The sequence below is a fragment of the Inquilinus limosus MP06 genome, from assembly GCF_000767795.1.
In the GTDB taxonomy this organism is placed as follows: Bacteria; Pseudomonadota; Alphaproteobacteria; order DSM-16000; family Inquilinaceae; genus Inquilinus; species Inquilinus limosus_E.
Genome location: NZ_JANX01000106.1, coordinates 1 through 14,507, shown reverse-complemented (window position 1 = coordinate 14,507; position 14,507 = coordinate 1). Strand labels below are relative to the sequence as shown.

11 protein-coding genes are annotated in these 14,507 nt (G+C 70.1%); 6 read left to right on the top strand and 5 right to left on the bottom strand.

Features of this window, described 5'->3' with window-relative positions:
* The 4 genes from P409_RS11230 to P409_RS11215 all read left to right on the top strand — a co-directional run.
* Window positions 1–1,012: efflux RND transporter periplasmic adaptor subunit (locus P409_RS11230; RefSeq protein WP_034835585.1), on the top strand; the 1,012-nt coding region annotated here is incomplete at its 5' end.
* A 2-nt stretch (window positions 1,013–1,014) separates the two neighbouring features.
* Entirely contained in the window at window positions 1,015–4,143 is a 3,129-nt protein-coding gene (locus P409_RS11225; RefSeq protein ID WP_034835577.1) for a multidrug efflux RND transporter permease subunit, read from the top strand.
* A gap of 5 nt (window positions 4,144–4,148) precedes the next feature.
* A complete protein-coding gene (locus P409_RS11220; protein WP_202964634.1) occupies window positions 4,149–5,306 on the top strand; it encodes a sensor histidine kinase in 1,158 nt (385 codons plus the stop codon).
* Window positions 5,303–5,947 carry a response regulator transcription factor gene (locus P409_RS11215; protein ID WP_034835574.1) on the top strand — a complete coding sequence of 215 codons (645 nt, stop codon included), beginning with the start codon at window positions 5,303–5,305 and terminating at the stop codon, window positions 5,945–5,947. Before P409_RS11220 ends, P409_RS11215 begins: the two co-directional genes overlap by 4 nt.
* A 105-nt stretch (window positions 5,948–6,052) precedes the next feature.
* On the opposite strand, the gene P409_RS11210 is transcribed toward P409_RS11215, so the two are convergent.
* The 5 genes from P409_RS11210 to P409_RS11190 form a co-directional block, all read right to left on the bottom strand.
* Entirely contained in the window at window positions 6,053–8,347 is a 2,295-nt protein-coding gene (locus tag P409_RS11210) for an FdhF/YdeP family oxidoreductase (RefSeq protein ID WP_034835572.1), read from the bottom strand.
* 29 nt (window positions 8,348–8,376) lie between these two features.
* Window positions 8,377–9,207, bottom strand: coding sequence for a formate/nitrite transporter family protein (locus tag P409_RS11205; protein WP_034835569.1), 831 nt, complete (start codon window positions 9,205–9,207; stop codon window positions 8,377–8,379).
* A 116-nt stretch (window positions 9,208–9,323) separates the two neighbouring features.
* Window positions 9,324–10,547 (bottom strand): oxalate decarboxylase family bicupin, encoded by a 1,224-nt coding sequence (locus P409_RS11200; RefSeq protein ID WP_034835568.1) that lies wholly within the window; start codon window positions 10,545–10,547, stop codon window positions 9,324–9,326.
* Between the two features lie 398 nt (window positions 10,548–10,945).
* On the bottom strand, window positions 10,946–12,385 hold the full coding sequence (locus tag P409_RS11195) for a sensor histidine kinase (protein ID WP_034835566.1): 1,440 nt from the start codon (window positions 12,383–12,385) through the stop codon (window positions 10,946–10,948).
* Window positions 12,382–13,101: a response regulator gene (locus tag P409_RS11190; RefSeq protein ID WP_034835564.1), complete on the bottom strand. Its 720-nt coding sequence runs from the start codon at window positions 13,099–13,101 to the stop codon at window positions 12,382–12,384. The genes P409_RS11195 and P409_RS11190 overlap by 4 nt, the downstream gene beginning before the upstream one ends.
* A 212-nt stretch (window positions 13,102–13,313) precedes the next feature.
* Here P409_RS11190 and P409_RS11185 point away from each other — a divergent pair, with 212 nt between their 5' ends.
* Together P409_RS11185 and P409_RS11180 are read left to right on the top strand one after the other, a co-directional pair.
* Window positions 13,314–13,931, top strand: a complete 618-nt coding sequence (locus P409_RS11185) for an adenylate/guanylate cyclase domain-containing protein (RefSeq protein WP_052120394.1) — start codon at window positions 13,314–13,316, stop codon at window positions 13,929–13,931.
* Between the two features lie 137 nt (window positions 13,932–14,068).
* Window positions 14,069–14,413 carry a hypothetical protein gene (locus P409_RS11180; RefSeq protein ID WP_034835561.1) on the top strand — a complete coding sequence of 115 codons (345 nt, stop codon included), beginning with the start codon at window positions 14,069–14,071 and terminating at the stop codon, window positions 14,411–14,413.
* Window positions 14,414–14,507: the final 94 nt, after the last annotated feature.

Here is a 14,507-nt window from a genome sequence, read left to right as displayed (position 1 = left end):
GGCGGCCCGGCGCGGCGACGTGCCGGTCTACCTGACCGGACTCGGCACCGTGCAGGCGCTAAACACCGTGACGGTGAAGAGCCGGGTCGACGGCCAGCTGCAGACCGTCGCCTACAAGGAAGGCCAGCACGTCACCGCCGGCCAGACCCTGGCGCAGATCGACCCGCGGCCGTTCCAGGCGGCGCTGGACCAGGCCAAGGCGACCAAGGCCAAGGACGAGGCGCAACTGGCCAACGCCCAGCTGGACCTGACGCGCTTCGAGAACCTGAAGCAGTACGCGACGGCGCAGAGCGTCGACACCCAGAAGGCGCTGATCGCGCAGATCCAGGCGCAGATCGAGGGCGACCAGGCGGCGATCGACAACGCCGCCACCCAGCTCAGCTACACCACCATCACCTCGCCGCTGAACGGCCGCGCCGGCATCCGGCTGGTCGACCAGGGCAACATCGTCCACGCCACCGACGCCGGCGGGCTGGTGGTGATCACCCAGCTGCACCCGATCACGGTGATCTTCACCCTGCCGGAGGAGGACCTGCCGGAGATCTCGGCGCAGATGGCCAAGGGCCCGATGACGGTGTTCGCCGACACCCGCGGCGACGACAAGCCGCTGGACCAGGGCACGCTGGAGCTGGTCGACAACCAGATCGACCAGGCCACCGGCACGATCCGGCTGAAGGCGACCTTCCCGAACAAGGCCGACCAGCTGTGGCCCGGCCAGTATGTCGATATCCGGCTGCTGCTGCGCACGGAGGCGAATGTGGTCACCGTGCCCGCCGGCGCGGTGCAGCGCGGGCCGGACGGCCTGTATGTCTACGCCATCAAGCCGGACGGCACGGCGGAGGTGCGGCCGGTCGGCGTCGGCCAGATCACCGGCGGCACCGCCGTGATCGAATCCGGCCTCGACGCCGGCGACAGCATCGTCACCGCCGGCCAGTACCGGCTGCAGCCCGGCACCCGGGTGCAGGTCCGCGAGGCCGCCGCCACCCCCGCCGCCAAGCAGCCGAACGCCTGATCATGAGCATCTCGGCCCCCTTCATCCGCAAGCCGATCGCCACCTCGCTGATCATGGCGGGGGTGCTGCTGGTCGGCCTCGTCGCCTATCCGCTGCTGCCGGTGGCGCCGCTGCCGCAGGTCGACTTCCCGACCATCCAGGTCTCGGCCCAGCTGCCCGGCGCCGACCCGACCACCATGGCGTCCTCGGTGACGGCGCCGCTGGAGCGGCAATTCGCCGAGATCCCCGGCGTGTCGCAGATGACCTCCAGCAGCACGCTGGGCAACAGCTCGATCACCCTGCAGTTCGATCTCGACCGCAACATCGATGCGGCGGCCGGCGACGTGCAGACCGCGATCAACGCCGCCGGCGGGCAGCTGCCGAAGAACCTCCCCTCGCCGCCGACCTACCGCAAGGTCAACCCGGCCGACTCGCCGATCCTGGTCTTCGCGGTGCATTCCGACACGCTGCCGCTGACCACGGTCGACGATTATGCCGAGAATGTGCTGAGCCAGAACATCAGCCAGGTGCCGGGCGTGGCCCAGGTCACCATCGGCGGCCAGCAGAAGCCGGCGGTGCGGGTGCAGGTCGATCCGCAGAAGCTGGCGGCGCTGGGCATCGGGCTGGAGGATGTGCGCGGCGTCATCGCCAACGCCACCGCCGACAGCCCGAAGGGCAGCATCGACGGCGCGACGCGCACCTTCACCATCTACGACAACGACCAGGAGCTGAAGGCCGACCCCTGGAACGACGTCATCATCGCCTACAAGAACGGTGCGCCGGTGCGCATCCGCGACATCGGCCAGGCGGTGGAGGGGCCGGAGAACACCAAGCTCGCGGCCTGGTCCGACGGCGGGCGCGCGGTGCTGCTGATCGTGTTCAAGCAGCCCGGCGCCAACGTCATCGAGGTGGTCGACCACATCAAGTCGCTGCTGCCGCAGCTGCAGGCGGCGATCCCGCCGGCGGTCAAGGTCGACATCCTCAGCGACCGCACCACCACCATCCGCGCCTCGGTCGCCGATGTGCAGTTCACGCTGCTTCTGACCATCTGCCTGGTGGTGATGGTGATCTTCGTGTTCCTGCGCAACTTCTGGGCCACGGCGATCCCCAGCGTGACCGTGCCGCTGGCGCTGGTCGGCACGCTGGCGCTGATGTACGCCTTCGGCTACAGCCTCGATAACCTGTCGCTGATGGGCCTCAGCATCGCGGTCGGCTTCGTTGTCGACGACGCCATCGTCATGCTGGAGAACATCCACCGCCATATCGAGGAGGGGCTGTCGCCGGTGCAGGCGGCGCTGAAGGGCGCCGGCGAGATCGGCTTCACCATCTTCTCGATCAGCCTGTCGCTGGTCGCGGTGTTCATCCCGCTGCTGCTGATGGGCGGCATCGTCGGCCGGGTGTTCCGCGAATTCGCCGTCACCGTGACCATGACCATCCTGGTCTCGGCCATCGTGTCGCTGACCCTGACGCCGGTGATGTGCTCGAAGTTCATGAAGCACGACACCGGCAGGCACGGGCGGCTGTACCGGCTGTCGGAGCGCGGCTTCGACCTGATGCTGGCGGGCTATCGCCGGTCGCTCGACGTCGCGCTGAAGCACCGCCGGGTCACGCTGATGGTGTTCCTGGCGACCATCTGCGCCACCGGCTATCTCTTCGTCGTCATCCCCAAGGGCTTCTTCCCGCAGCAGGACACCGGCCTGATCCTCGGCACGTCGGAGGCGGCGCAGGACATCTCCTTCGCCGAGATGAGCCGCAAGCAGGTCGAGCTCGGCCGGATCGTCGCCGCCGATCCGGATGTCGACACGGTCGGCATGGCGCTCGGCTCCAGCGGCGGCCAGACGCTGAACAACGGCCGCCTGTTCATCACCCTGAAGCCGCGCGACCAGCGCGAGGCCTCGGCCGCGCAGATCATCGACCGGCTGCGGCCGAAGCTGGCCCAGGTCGAGGGCGCGGCCCTGTTCCTGCAGCCGGCGCAGGACATCAACATCGGCGGCCGGCCGACCCGCACGCTCTACCAGTACACGCTGCAGGACGCGAATATCGACGAGCTGAACCAGTGGGCGCCGAAGGTCTATGAGAAGCTGAAGGCCTTGCCGCAGCTGCGCGACGTCGCCACCGACGAGCAGACCGGCGGCACCACCCTGACGCTCGACATCGACCGCGACGCCGCCGCCCGCTACGGCATCCAGCCGCAGCTGATCGACGACACCCTCTATGACGCCTTCGGCCAGCGCCAGGTGGCGCAGTATTTCACCCAGGTGAACAGCTACCATGTGGTGATGGAGGTGCTGCCCCAGCTGCAGGACAAGCCCTCGGCGATCGACCGGATCTACATCAAGTCGCCGCTGACCGGGGAGCAGGTGCCGCTCAGCGCGCTGGCGCACTGGACCACCCGGCCCACGGCCTTCCTGTCGATCAACCACCAGGGCCAGTTCCCGGCGGTGACGCTCAGCTTCAACCTGGCGCCGGGCGTGGCGCTGGGCGACGCGGTGGCCGTGATCCAGCAGGCGGAGCGGGAGATGGGCGTGCCGCCGTCGCTGACCGGCGCTTTCCAGGGCAACGCCCAGGCCTTCCAGTCGTCGCTGGCCAGCGAGCCCTACCTGGTCGCGGCCGCGCTGATCGTCATCTACATCATCCTCGGCGTGCTGTATGAGAGCTACATCCACCCGCTGACGATCCTGTCGACCCTGCCTTCGGCCGGCGCCGGCGCGCTGGTGATGCTGATGCTGTTCGGCTTCGACTTCAGCGTGATCGCGCTGATCGGCGTCATCCTGCTGATCGGCATCGTCAAGAAGAACGGCATCATGATGGTCGACTTCGCCATTCAGGCGGAGCGCGACCGGGGCCTGAGCCCGTTCGAGGCGATCCGCGAGGCCTGCCTGCTGCGCTTCCGCCCGATCATGATGACGACGATGGCGGCGCTCTTGGGCGGCCTGCCGCTGATGCTCGGCTCCGGCACGGGGTCGGAGCTGCGGCAGCCGCTGGGCTACGCCATGGTCGGCGGCCTGCTCCTCAGCCAGGCCCTGACCCTGTACACGACGCCGGTGGTCTATCTGTATCTCGACAAGCTGCGGGTGTGGCTGGCCAGCCGCCGCCGCGGCAGTGCGATGGCGCCGCACCTCGCCGCTGAAGGCGCACCGGCCGGCGAGTGATGAAGGTGAAGGCTGTTCCGACCGCCGAGGCCGGTTTCCGGCCCGGCTTCACCCACTGGCCCGGACAGGGCCGGGTGCTGCCGCTGCTGACCGCGGCGCTGGCCCTCGCCATCTTCCTGTTCGATACTTTCAGCCCGATGAAGATCGCGGTGGCCGTGCTCTACGCCATCGTCATCCTGATGTCGGTCGGCTTCCTCGACCGCCGCGGCGTGCGGCTGGTGGCGCTGGGCTGCGGGGGGCTGACGGTCATCGGGTTCCTGGCCGGGCTGCGCCACACCGGGTTCGAGCCCCATCTGCTGCGCGGCGTCATCAGCCTGTGCTCGATCGCCATCGCCACGGCGCTGGCCCATCGCAGCCAGACGGCGATGGCGGTGCTGCGTGACAATGAGCGGCGGTGGAGCGGCATCATCATCGAGCGGGCCTTCGCCGAGCGGGCCCTGGCCGAAGCGCGGGCCGAGCTGGCGCATGTCTCCCGTGTCGTCACCCTCGGCGAGCTGACGGCGTCGATCGCGCATGAGGTGAAGCAGCCCCTGGCCGCGATCGTCACCGACAGTCAGGCCTGCCTGCGCTGGCTCGACCGGCCGGTGCCGGCGCTGGACGAGGCGCGGGCCTGCGCCGGCCGCATCGCCGGCCAGGCCCACCGCGCCGATCAGATGGTGCAGCGGCTGCGCGACCTGACCCGCAAGGCGGAGCCGGAGCGGGCGACGGTGGCCCTCGACGCCGTAATCGGCGAGGCGACGGAGCTGATGCGGCAGGAGATCGCCGATCACGGCGTGGCGCTGTACCTGCGGCTGGCTCCCGGCCTGCCGCCGGTGTCGGGCGACCGCATCCAGTTGCAGCAGGTGCTGATCAATCTGATGGTCAACGCGGTCCAGGCGATGGCGTCCACACCACGCCGCGAGCTCGTGATCGAGACGCGGGGTGGCGCGGCGGGAGAGGTGGAGGTGCAAGTGGGCGACACCGGCATGGGGGTGGCGGAGGAGGAGCTGCCGCGGCTGTTCACCCCGTTCCGCACCACCAAACCGGGCGGCATGGGCCTCGGCCTGTCGATCTGCCGCTCTATCGTCGAAGCCCATGGCGGGCGGATCCGGGCCTCGCGCAACGCCGAGGCCGGGCTGACGCTGCACGTCGCCCTGCCGGCGGCGGATCGGGAGGCGGCATGAGCGGGGGCCTGGCCGAGGCGCCGCTGGTGCTGGTGCTGGACGACGAGGCGCCGGTCCGCACCGCGCTGGACAGCCTGCTGCGCTCGGTCGGCTTCCGCGTCGCCTGCTTCGCCGCGCCGCCGGAGCTTCTGGACAGCGGCTTGGCGGCTGCGGCCGGCTGTCTGGTGCTGGACATCCGGCTGCAGGTGGCGAGCGGCCTCGATTTCCAGGCGCAGCTGTCGGAGGCCGGCATCCGCATCCCGGTCGTGTTCATGACCGGGCATGGCGACATCCCGATGAGCGTGCGGGCGATGAAGGCCGGGGCCCAGGACTTCCTGACCAAGCCGTTCCGCGACCAGGACATGCTCGACGCCGTCGCCGCGGCAATCGAGCGCGACCGAGGGCGCCGCGCGGCCGAGGGGCGGGTGGCCGGGATCGCGGAGCGCTACCGCACCCTGACGCCGCGCGAGCGGCAGGTCATGGCCCTGGTGGCGGAAGGGCTGATGAACAAGGAGATCGCGGGCCGGCTGGGCCTGAGCGAGATCACGGTCAAGATCCACCGCGGCCAGGTGATGCGGAAGATGGAGGCGCGCTCGATCACCGACCTGGTCCGCATCGCGGATGCGCTGGAGGAGTTCCCAACGCCGTCATTGCGAGCGTAGCGAAGCAATCCAGGGCCGCTCGCATCGGCCCTGGATTGCTTCGTCGGCCTCGCCTCCTCGCAATGACGGATAGTTGCGGGAGAGACCACACAACATCGGCACGCCTTACCCCGCCCGGCGGATCACCACCGGGATCGATTTGTAGGTCGGCGTGCCGCTGCGCTCGTCGAAGCTATCGAGCGGCACCAGATTGTTCGCCTCCGGATAGTAGGCGGCGGCCGAGCCGCGCGCGATATCGTAGGCCACCGCAGTGACGCCGCGCAGCACCCGCAGCGGCTGGCCGGGGTCGTTGGCCACCGCCTCGACATCGACCACGTCGCCATGGCCGAGGCCCAGCGCCGCCAGGTCGTCCCCGTTCAGGAACACCACGTCGCGCCGGCCGGTGATGCCGCGGTAGCGGTCGTTCAGGCCGTAGATCGTGGTGTTGTACTGGTCGTGGCTGCGGATGGTGGTCAGGCGCAGCGCGTCGGTCCGGGCCACGCGCGGATCCTCTTCCACCCCGTCGCAGACCAGGAAGTTGGCCTTGCCCGACGGCGTCCGCCATTCGCGCTGCGACGCCGGCACGTTCAGCCGGAAGCCGCCCGGTTCGGCCACCCGCGCATTGAAGTCGAAGAAGTCGGGGAACACCGCCTCGATCTTGTCGCGGATGCGGGCGTAGTCGGCGACTAGCCAGGCCCAGTCGACCTTCGTGTCCGGCAGCGTCGCCAGCGCCAGGCCGGCGATGATCGCCGGCTCTGACCGCAGCTGGTCCGAGGCCGGCGGCAGGGTGCCGCGCGAGGCGTGCACCATCGACATCGAATCCTCGACCGTCACCGACTGGGTCCCGGTCTCCTGCAGGTCGCGCTCGGTCCGGCCCAGGCAGGGCAGGATGATCGATTCCTGTGCCAACAGCAGGTGCGACCGGTTCAGCTTGGTGGCGATGTGCACCGCCAGGTCCAGCTTGCGCATGCCGGCGAAGACCGCGTCGGGGTCGGACATGGCGACGGCCAGGTTGCCGCCGAGGCAGATGATCGCCTTGGACCGGCCCTCGATGATCGCCTGCACCGCCTCCACCGCGTTGTGGCCCTTCTCCCGCGGCGGATCGAAGCCGAAGACGCGCTCGATCGCGTCGAGGAAGGGCTTGGACGGGATCTCGGTGATGCCGACGGTGCGGTCGCCCTGGACGTTGGAATGGCCGCGCAGCGGGCAGATGCCGGCGCCCGGCCGGCCGATATTGCCGCGCAGCAGCAGCAGGTTGGCCAGCTGCTGCACGTTCGAGGTGCCGTGCCGGTGCTGGGTCAGGCCCATGCCGTAGCAGACGATGACGTTCTGCGCCTTGGCATAGACCGACGCGGCGGATTCGATGGTGGCGCGCGGCAGGCCGGACTGGGCCTCGATCACGTCCCAGGACACCGTCGCCAGATCCGGCAGCAGGGCTTCGAAGCCCGCCGTGTGTTCGGCGATGAAGGCCCGGTCCAGCAGCCCGGGCCCGCCGGCGGCGAGGTCGGCGGCGTCGGCCGCCAGCAGCGCCTTCATCATGCCCTTCAGCACCGCGACGTCGCCGCCGACCTTGACCTGGTGGTAGGCCGAAGCGATCGGGGTCGAGCCGAGAGTCAGCATCTCCATCGGGTTCTGCGGTGCGGCGAAGCGTTCCAGCCCGCGTTCGCGCAGGGGATTGAACACCACGATCGGCACGCCGCGCTTCGCCGCCTCCCGCAGGGTCGTCAGCATCCGCGGATGGTTGGTGCCCGGGTTGTGGCCGATGCAGAAGATGGCGTCGCAGTGGTCGAAATCCTCCAGCGTCACCGTGCCTTTGCCGACGCCGATCGACTCCGGCAGCCCGACGCTGGTGGCCTCGTGGCACATGTTCGAGCAGTCGGGGAAGTTGTTGGTGCCGTATTCCCGGACGAACAGCTGGTACAGGAAGGCGGCCTCATTCGAGGCCCGGCCCGAGGTGTAGAACTCGACGGTGTTCGGGGCGGTATAGCTGCGCAGCCGCTCGCCGATCCGCCGGAAGGCCTCGTCCCAGCCGATCGCCACATAGCGGTCGGTGGCACGGTCATAGGCCATCGGATGGGTCAGCCGGCCCTGGTCCTCCAGTGCATGATCGGACCAGGCCCAGAGCTCGGACACCGGGTGCTCGGCGAAGAACTCCGGCGTGGTGCGCCTGCTCGTGGTCTCCCACGACACCGCCTTGGCGCCGTTCTCGCAGAACTCGAAGGAGGAGGTGTGCTTCGGGTCGGGCCAGGCGCAGCCGGGGCAGTCGAAGCCTGAGGGCTGGTTCATCCGCCGCAGGCCGCGGATGTCCTCGGCGATCGCCATCTGGTCCTTGATCGCCCGCGCCACGGCGCCGAGGGCCCCCCAGCCGCCGGCCGGGCCGTCATAAGGCTTCACCCCGGGGACGGTCGTATCTTTCGGCATCGGGGGACTCCTCGGAAGCGGGCCGCCACCTACAGGCGCGGTAGGGCGTTGGATGGATGGGCTGCCGGGGCGGGGACGGTGGTTTCCGCCTGCCGGTCGGCGCCGCGCTCCTGCAGCCAGTAGCCCAGCCCGACCATCAGGCCGCCACCAGCGAGGTTGCCCAGCGTCACCCACAGCAGGTTGTGCACGGCGCCGCCGAGCGTGATCGTCTCCGGATGCTCGCCCAGCAGGGCCAGGGCGAAGACGAACATGTTGGCGACCGAATGCTCGAAGCCGCAGGCGACGAAGATCGCGATCGGCCAGAAGATCAGCGCGATCTTGGCGGCGTCGTTCTCGGTGCGGCCGCACATCCAGATCGCCAGGCAGACCAGCCAGTTGCACAACAGGCCGCGGGCGAACAGCTCATAGCCGGGCGCCGCGATCTTGGCGGCGGCGACGGCGAAGAACTCGCTGCTGCCATCGGTCAGCAGCACGCCGCCGCCGGCCATGTGCAGCAGCGCCGCCAGGACCACCGCGCCGACCAGGTTGCCGGCCCAGCAGGCGACCCAGACCCGCACCATGTCGGCCACGCTGCTGTCGCCGCGCAGCACCGCGAAGGGCATGTACATGGCCGTGCCCGTGAACAGCTCCGACCCGGCGAAGACCACGATGGTCAGGGCCGAGGCGAAGACGGCGCCCATCACCAGATGCGACCATGAGGGGGCGGCATGGGCGCCGACGGTGAACATGAAGATGTCGCCGAAGCCGATATAAGCCCCGGCCAGGGCCGAGCCGATCAGGAAGGCCAGCAGATGGGCCTTGACCATGCCGGCCTTGTGCGCGCCGGACTCGGCATATTTGGCAATCGTGTCGCGATACATTGCCGATCATCTCCTGTGCGGCGCCGAGGGATCCGGACGCCGGACGGCAGTCTCTGCCCGTCCTCCGCCAAGCCCCTGCCGCCGGTGGCGCAGGGGCCTGGCGGCCGGGCCGCCGGTCAGCCGGCGACGACCGGGGTCTTGTCCTTGCGCAGCGCGTCCATCACCGCCTTGTCGAGGTTGAGATGGCCCTGCACCAGCTCCGGCGGGGTCAGCGCCAGCCACTGGTCGAGCGAGATGTCGGCATAGCGGTCGCTCTTGAACATCTCGAGGAAGCGCAGCGTGGTGCTGCCGGTGTTCTCGACATAGTGGCCCATGGCGTAGGGCACGAAGCCGACATCGCCGGCCTTGAAGTCGATGGTGCGGGCGGAACCGACCGCGCCGAACACGCCCATCCGGGCCTCGCCCTCGATGTAGTACTGCCACTCATCGGCATTCGGGTGCCAGTGCAGCTCGCGCATGCCGCCGGGCTCGATCTCCACCAGCGCCGCGGCGATGGTCTTCGACGCCGGGAACACCGAGGAATCGGTGATGCGGACGGTGCCGCCCTTGGTCCGGATCGGATCCTGCTTCAGCATCCGGTGGCTGAAGACCTGCGGCACCGGCGTGGCACCGGCGATCCTGTCGCCGGCCAGCGGTCCGGGCACCGGCAGGTTGAAGATGTAGCGCTGGCGCGGGTCGGGCGTGTTGCCGAAGTATTTAGGGTCGACGCCGAAGTTCTTGCCCAGCACGTCCGTCGGCACGTGCTTGAACCAGTCGCTCAGCAGGAAGGTGCCGTCCTCGTCGAACTCGCCATCGTCGAAGACCAGCAGGAACTCGCAGCCATCCTTGCCGAGGCCCTGGATCGAATGCGGGATGCCGGCCGGGAAGAACCAGAGGTCGCCGACGCCGACATCGTCGACGAAGTTGTTGCCGTTGGCATCGACCGCGGTGATCCGCGCCTCGCCATACAGCATGTAGGCCCACTCGGCCTGCTTGTGCCAGTGCAGCTCGCGCGTGCCGCCGGCGTTCAGGCGCATGTTCACGCCCGCGATGTTCTTCGAGACGCTGAGCTCGCGGATCGTGACCTGGCGAGTCCAGCCGCCCTCCTCCTGGCGCACATGCGCATCGGAGAAGGAATAGCGCAGGTTCTGGAATGTGCCGCTATCGGTGCGCGGCGGGTTCAGGAAGCTCGGATTCTCCTGGTCGCGCAGCAGGTCGCGCGGACCCGGATCGGTGCCGCCGCGGCCGGGGGTCTTCGGCTGCAGGGCGTCCGTGCCCTGGGCGTTGGCGCCGGTGGCGGCGACGGCAAGGCCGCCCGCGGCCATGGTGCCGAGCGCTGCGCGGCGGGTGATCATGGTCATGATTGTTCCTCCAGTCCTTCGTGGCCCCGGCTTTTCAGAAGCCGGACCGCACGTCGCGGACGCTGAGCGGCGCGGCGGCGCATCGGATCCACGCGTCGATCGTCTTTCCCGGGAGGCGGGGAGGGGGAAGGCCGGAGCGGTCGCCGCCGGTCCTCGCCCGCGCCTTCGGCCCAAGCCGATTGGCACGCTTGCTCGACGATCGGCGGCAGCGGGCAGGGGGGCGAGTTTCGTCCGTAACTCGAGGGAAACCGCCGGTCCGGCCCCGATGCCGTGCGACCATCGATGAGGGGAGAAGACGCCCTTTGCGGCCCCCGCACCATCATATTGATGGTTAAGGGCCTAACCGCCGGGGCTAGGGGACTATACCCGGGTATAGGATGCGGCCGGCCGGGGCCGTCCTATCCCACGCGCGGCAAACTGATGGTGGCGCGCAGGCCCTTCGCCTGGTTGGCCAGGACGATGTCGCCGCCATGGTGGCGCACGATGGTGCGGGCGATCGACAGGCCGAGGCCGACGCCGCCCGTCTCCAGGTTGCGGGAGTTCTCGATCCGGAAGAACGGGGCGAAGACCTGCTCGCCGACATCCGCCGGGATGCCCGGCCCGTCATCCTCGATCACGATCTCGATGCCGTCGCCGGCGCGGGCCACATGCACCCGGGCGCGCCCGCCGTAGCGCACGGCGTTCTCGACCAGGTTGCGGATGGCGCGGCGCAGCGCGTCCGGCCGGCAGCGATAGCTGATCTTCGGCCCCTCCTGGAAGGTCACGTCCTGGCCCAGCTCGGCCAGGTCGTCGCACAGGCTCTCGACCAGCGCCGGCAGGTCGACGGCCCGGGTGCCCTCGGCGGTCGCCTCCTCGCGGGCGAAGGCCAGCGTCGCCTCGGTCATCTTCTGGACCTCGGCGATGGTCGCCAGCATCTTCTCCCGCTCCTCCGCATCGGCGACGAACTCGGCGCGCAGGCGCAGCGAGGTCAGCGGCGTGCGCAGGTCGTGGCCGATCGCCGCCAGCATGCGGGTGCGGTCTTCGACGAAGCGCTGCAGCCGCTCCTGCATCCGGTTGAAGGCCTCGGCGGTGTTGCGGATGTCGTCCGGCCCGGCCTCCGGCAGCGGCGTCACGGATTCGCCGCGGCCCAGCGCCTCGGCGGCGACGGCCAGGCGGCGCATCGGCCGGGCGATGCCGCGGGCGACGATGATGCCGAACACCGACAGCATGATCGCCGTGACCGCGACCGACACCACCGACTGGCTGGTCCAGAACGAGTTGCCGCTCGGCTTGGCATAGGCGCTGTTCAGCCAGGTGCCGTTGTCCAGCTCCACCGACAGGCCCATCCCGTAGGCCGCGTCGAGATACAGGAACTTGGCGGGGCCCGGCAGCGGCCAGGCATGGGCCGGCACGTCCGCCCACGGCGTGGTGACGGCCGCCGTGGCCGTGCCGATCCCGAGGATCTGGGCCGATTCGTGCCGGTCATGCGGCTTGCCCTTGTCCTGCTTCGGGGCTTTCGGACCCCATGGGGTCACGTTCGGCAGCGGCTTCGCCAACTGGGTCCAGGCCTCGCGCCGCCAGGCCATGGCGTCGTCGATGTCGTCGGGCGACACCCAGAACCGGCTGTAGGAGGTGCCGCTGGCGCTCAGGATGTCGTCCTGCAGCGCCGGCGGCGTCGCCTCCAAGAGGCGGGCCAGCGACGCCGTCCGGCTGAAGAACTCGGCCTTCGCGGCCGCCTTCAGCGCCTGGCCGCGCTCGTCCCAGGAGATCAGGAAGCCGATGCCCTGCGACAGGGCCAGCGCCAGCAGCATCAGCCCGATGAACTGCGCCGCCAGGCTGTGGGTCCACCAGCGCCTCATGTCGGCTCGACCTCCGCCACGAAGCTGTAGCCGCCGCCCCAATGGGTCTTGATCAGGCAGGGCACCTTGGGGTCGGCCTCGATCTTCTTGCGCAGGCGGCTGACCTGGTTGTCGATGCTGCGGTCGAAGCTGTCGGCGGCGCGGCCGACCGTCAGGTCCAGCAGCTGGTCGCGGCTCAGCACCAGCCCGGCATGGTCCAGGAAGGCGTTCAGCAGCCGGAACTCCGCGGTGCTCAGCGGCACGGCCACGCCGTCGTCGCCCAGCAGCTCGCGCCGGCCGACATCCAAAAGCCAGCGGTCGAAGCGCAGCGCCTTGGCCTTCAGCCGGCCGCGCTGCGGCGGCAGGCTGTGCACCCGGCGCAGCACCGCCTTGATCCGGGCCAAGAGCTCGCGCGGGTTGAACGGCTTGGTCAGATAGTCGTCGGCGCCGATCTCCAGCCCGATGATGCGGTCGGTGTCCTCCGCCATCGCGGTCAGCAGGATCACCGGCAGGTTGCTGGTGCCGCGCAGATAGCGGCACAGCGACAGCCCGTCCTCGCCCGGCATCATCACGTCCAGCACCACCAGGTCGGGGGCGCTGCGCTCGAGCAGGCGGCGCAGCGCCGCCGCATTCTCGGCGACGCTGACCCTGTAGCCGTGCTGGGACAGGTATTTGCCGACGAGGTCGCGGATGTCGCGGTGGTCGTCGACGACGGCGATGTGCGGTATGGCTTCCATGCTGCGCTCCACGGCCGAACATACCGAAAACGGCGCCGGATCCCGCGCGGGAAATTGTATCAGTCTGTCTCGGATCCGGGCTTTGCGACACTCCGTGACTCAAAACCGGGTCCGGCGACAGATCCCTGCGACAACTGCCGGCCATAGTGCCCTCGTCAACGCAACAGCGACGGTCGAGGGCCATGCTGGGATTCGGATGGGATGGCGGACGGATGCCGGCGCCGCACGCGGCCGGGCTCGGGCCGGACCGGTCCGCGGCCCCGCGTTCCGTCTTCGCCGCGGTGCTGTTCGCCGACATCGTCGGCTTCACCCGGCTGTGCGAGACGCTGGAGCCGGCGGGCACCTTCGCCCTCCTGTCCGGGTTCCACGAGCGCATGGCGCTGGCGGTGGCGGATCATGACGCCGTCCTCGGCGACCCGGTCGGCGACGGCATCATGGCGGTGTGGTGCGGCCCGGCCGCGGCCCGCGCCGCCCTGCGCTGCGGCTTCGCGATGCTGGAGGCGATCGAGGGCTGGAACCAGGCCCGGCGTGACGGGCTGCCGCTGCGCATCGGCGTCGGCCTGCATGCCGGCCCGGTGATCATCGGCCGGGTCGGCGCGGTCGGGCACGACAAGCTGGGCGCCTTCGGCGACACGGTGAACGTCGCCCACCGGCTGGAGCGGATGACCCGCACCCGCCGCAGCGACATCATCGTGTCGGAGGCGCTGTTCCGCGCCGTCGCCCGGCACCACCCGGCGGAGCGGCGGCTGGCCTCTTTTCCCGCCGCCAGCCGCGCCGACATCCCCGGCCGGGCGGAAGGGGTGGCGATCCGCATGGCGGCGCTGGCCTGAGGGCGGGGGAATATCGTATCGAACTGCGCGATCCAGTCCTTGACGCGACACTCCGCGACAAACCCGCCGGCGCCTCGGCACAGTTCTGCGACAGGCGGCCGGCATGGTGCGTGAGCATCAGCAAAGGGATGACCCCCATGCACGACGCGACACAGATCCGGCCGGCCACGGCGGCAGCCGCGCTCGCAGCCGCCCCGGCGATCGACCCCGAGCGCATCGAGCCCGGCTGGCGCCCGCCGGTCGACCGGCTGGCCCTCAGCTGGAACGAGGTCGCGGCGGGCTGGCTGGCGGCCGGTGGGCTGCTGGCCGTCCTGGCCGTGGCCACGATCCTCGGCCGCGAGCCGATGGGCGAGCCGGTCTACCGCTCGGCCGGACTGCCCGGCATCAGCCCGGCGGCGGCCGCCGAGATCTGCCAGGCCCCGACACCCGCCCGGGCCGCCAACCCCTTCCTCCCGGCGTTCCGGCCGCCGGGCCACGCCTGACCGCCCGCCGATCCCCAACCGAATGGAGAGTTGCCTGGTGATGATGATGGCCCGCCGGCCCTGCTGCTGGCCTTCGCGGCGCTTCTGGGCGCCC

What these genes read in the sequence shown, in the direction of transcription:
- P409_RS11225 (WP_034835577.1), top strand. Translation starts at nt 1,015, where the DNA reads ATGAGCATCTCGGCCCCCTTCATCCGCAAGCCGATCGCCACCTCGCTG.
- P409_RS11215 (WP_034835574.1), top strand. Translation starts at nt 5,303, where the DNA reads ATGAGCGGGGGCCTGGCCGAGGCGCCGCTGGTGCTGGTGCTGGACGAC.
- P409_RS11210 (WP_034835572.1), bottom strand. Translation starts at nt 8,347, where the DNA reads ATGCCGAAAGATACGACCGTCCCCGGGGTGAAGCCTTATGACGGCCCG.
- P409_RS11205 (WP_034835569.1), bottom strand. Translation starts at nt 9,207, where the DNA reads ATGTATCGCGACACGATTGCCAAATATGCCGAGTCCGGCGCGCACAAG.
- P409_RS11200 (WP_034835568.1), bottom strand. Translation starts at nt 10,547, where the DNA reads ATGACCATGATCACCCGCCGCGCAGCGCTCGGCACCATGGCCGCGGGC.
- P409_RS11195 (WP_034835566.1), bottom strand. Translation starts at nt 12,385, where the DNA reads ATGAGGCGCTGGTGGACCCACAGCCTGGCGGCGCAGTTCATCGGGCTG.
- P409_RS11190 (WP_034835564.1), bottom strand. Translation starts at nt 13,101, where the DNA reads ATGGAAGCCATACCGCACATCGCCGTCGTCGACGACCACCGCGACATC.
- P409_RS11185 (WP_052120394.1), top strand. Translation starts at nt 13,314, where the DNA reads ATGCCGGCGCCGCACGCGGCCGGGCTCGGGCCGGACCGGTCCGCGGCC.
- P409_RS11180 (WP_034835561.1), top strand. Translation starts at nt 14,069, where the DNA reads ATGCACGACGCGACACAGATCCGGCCGGCCACGGCGGCAGCCGCGCTC.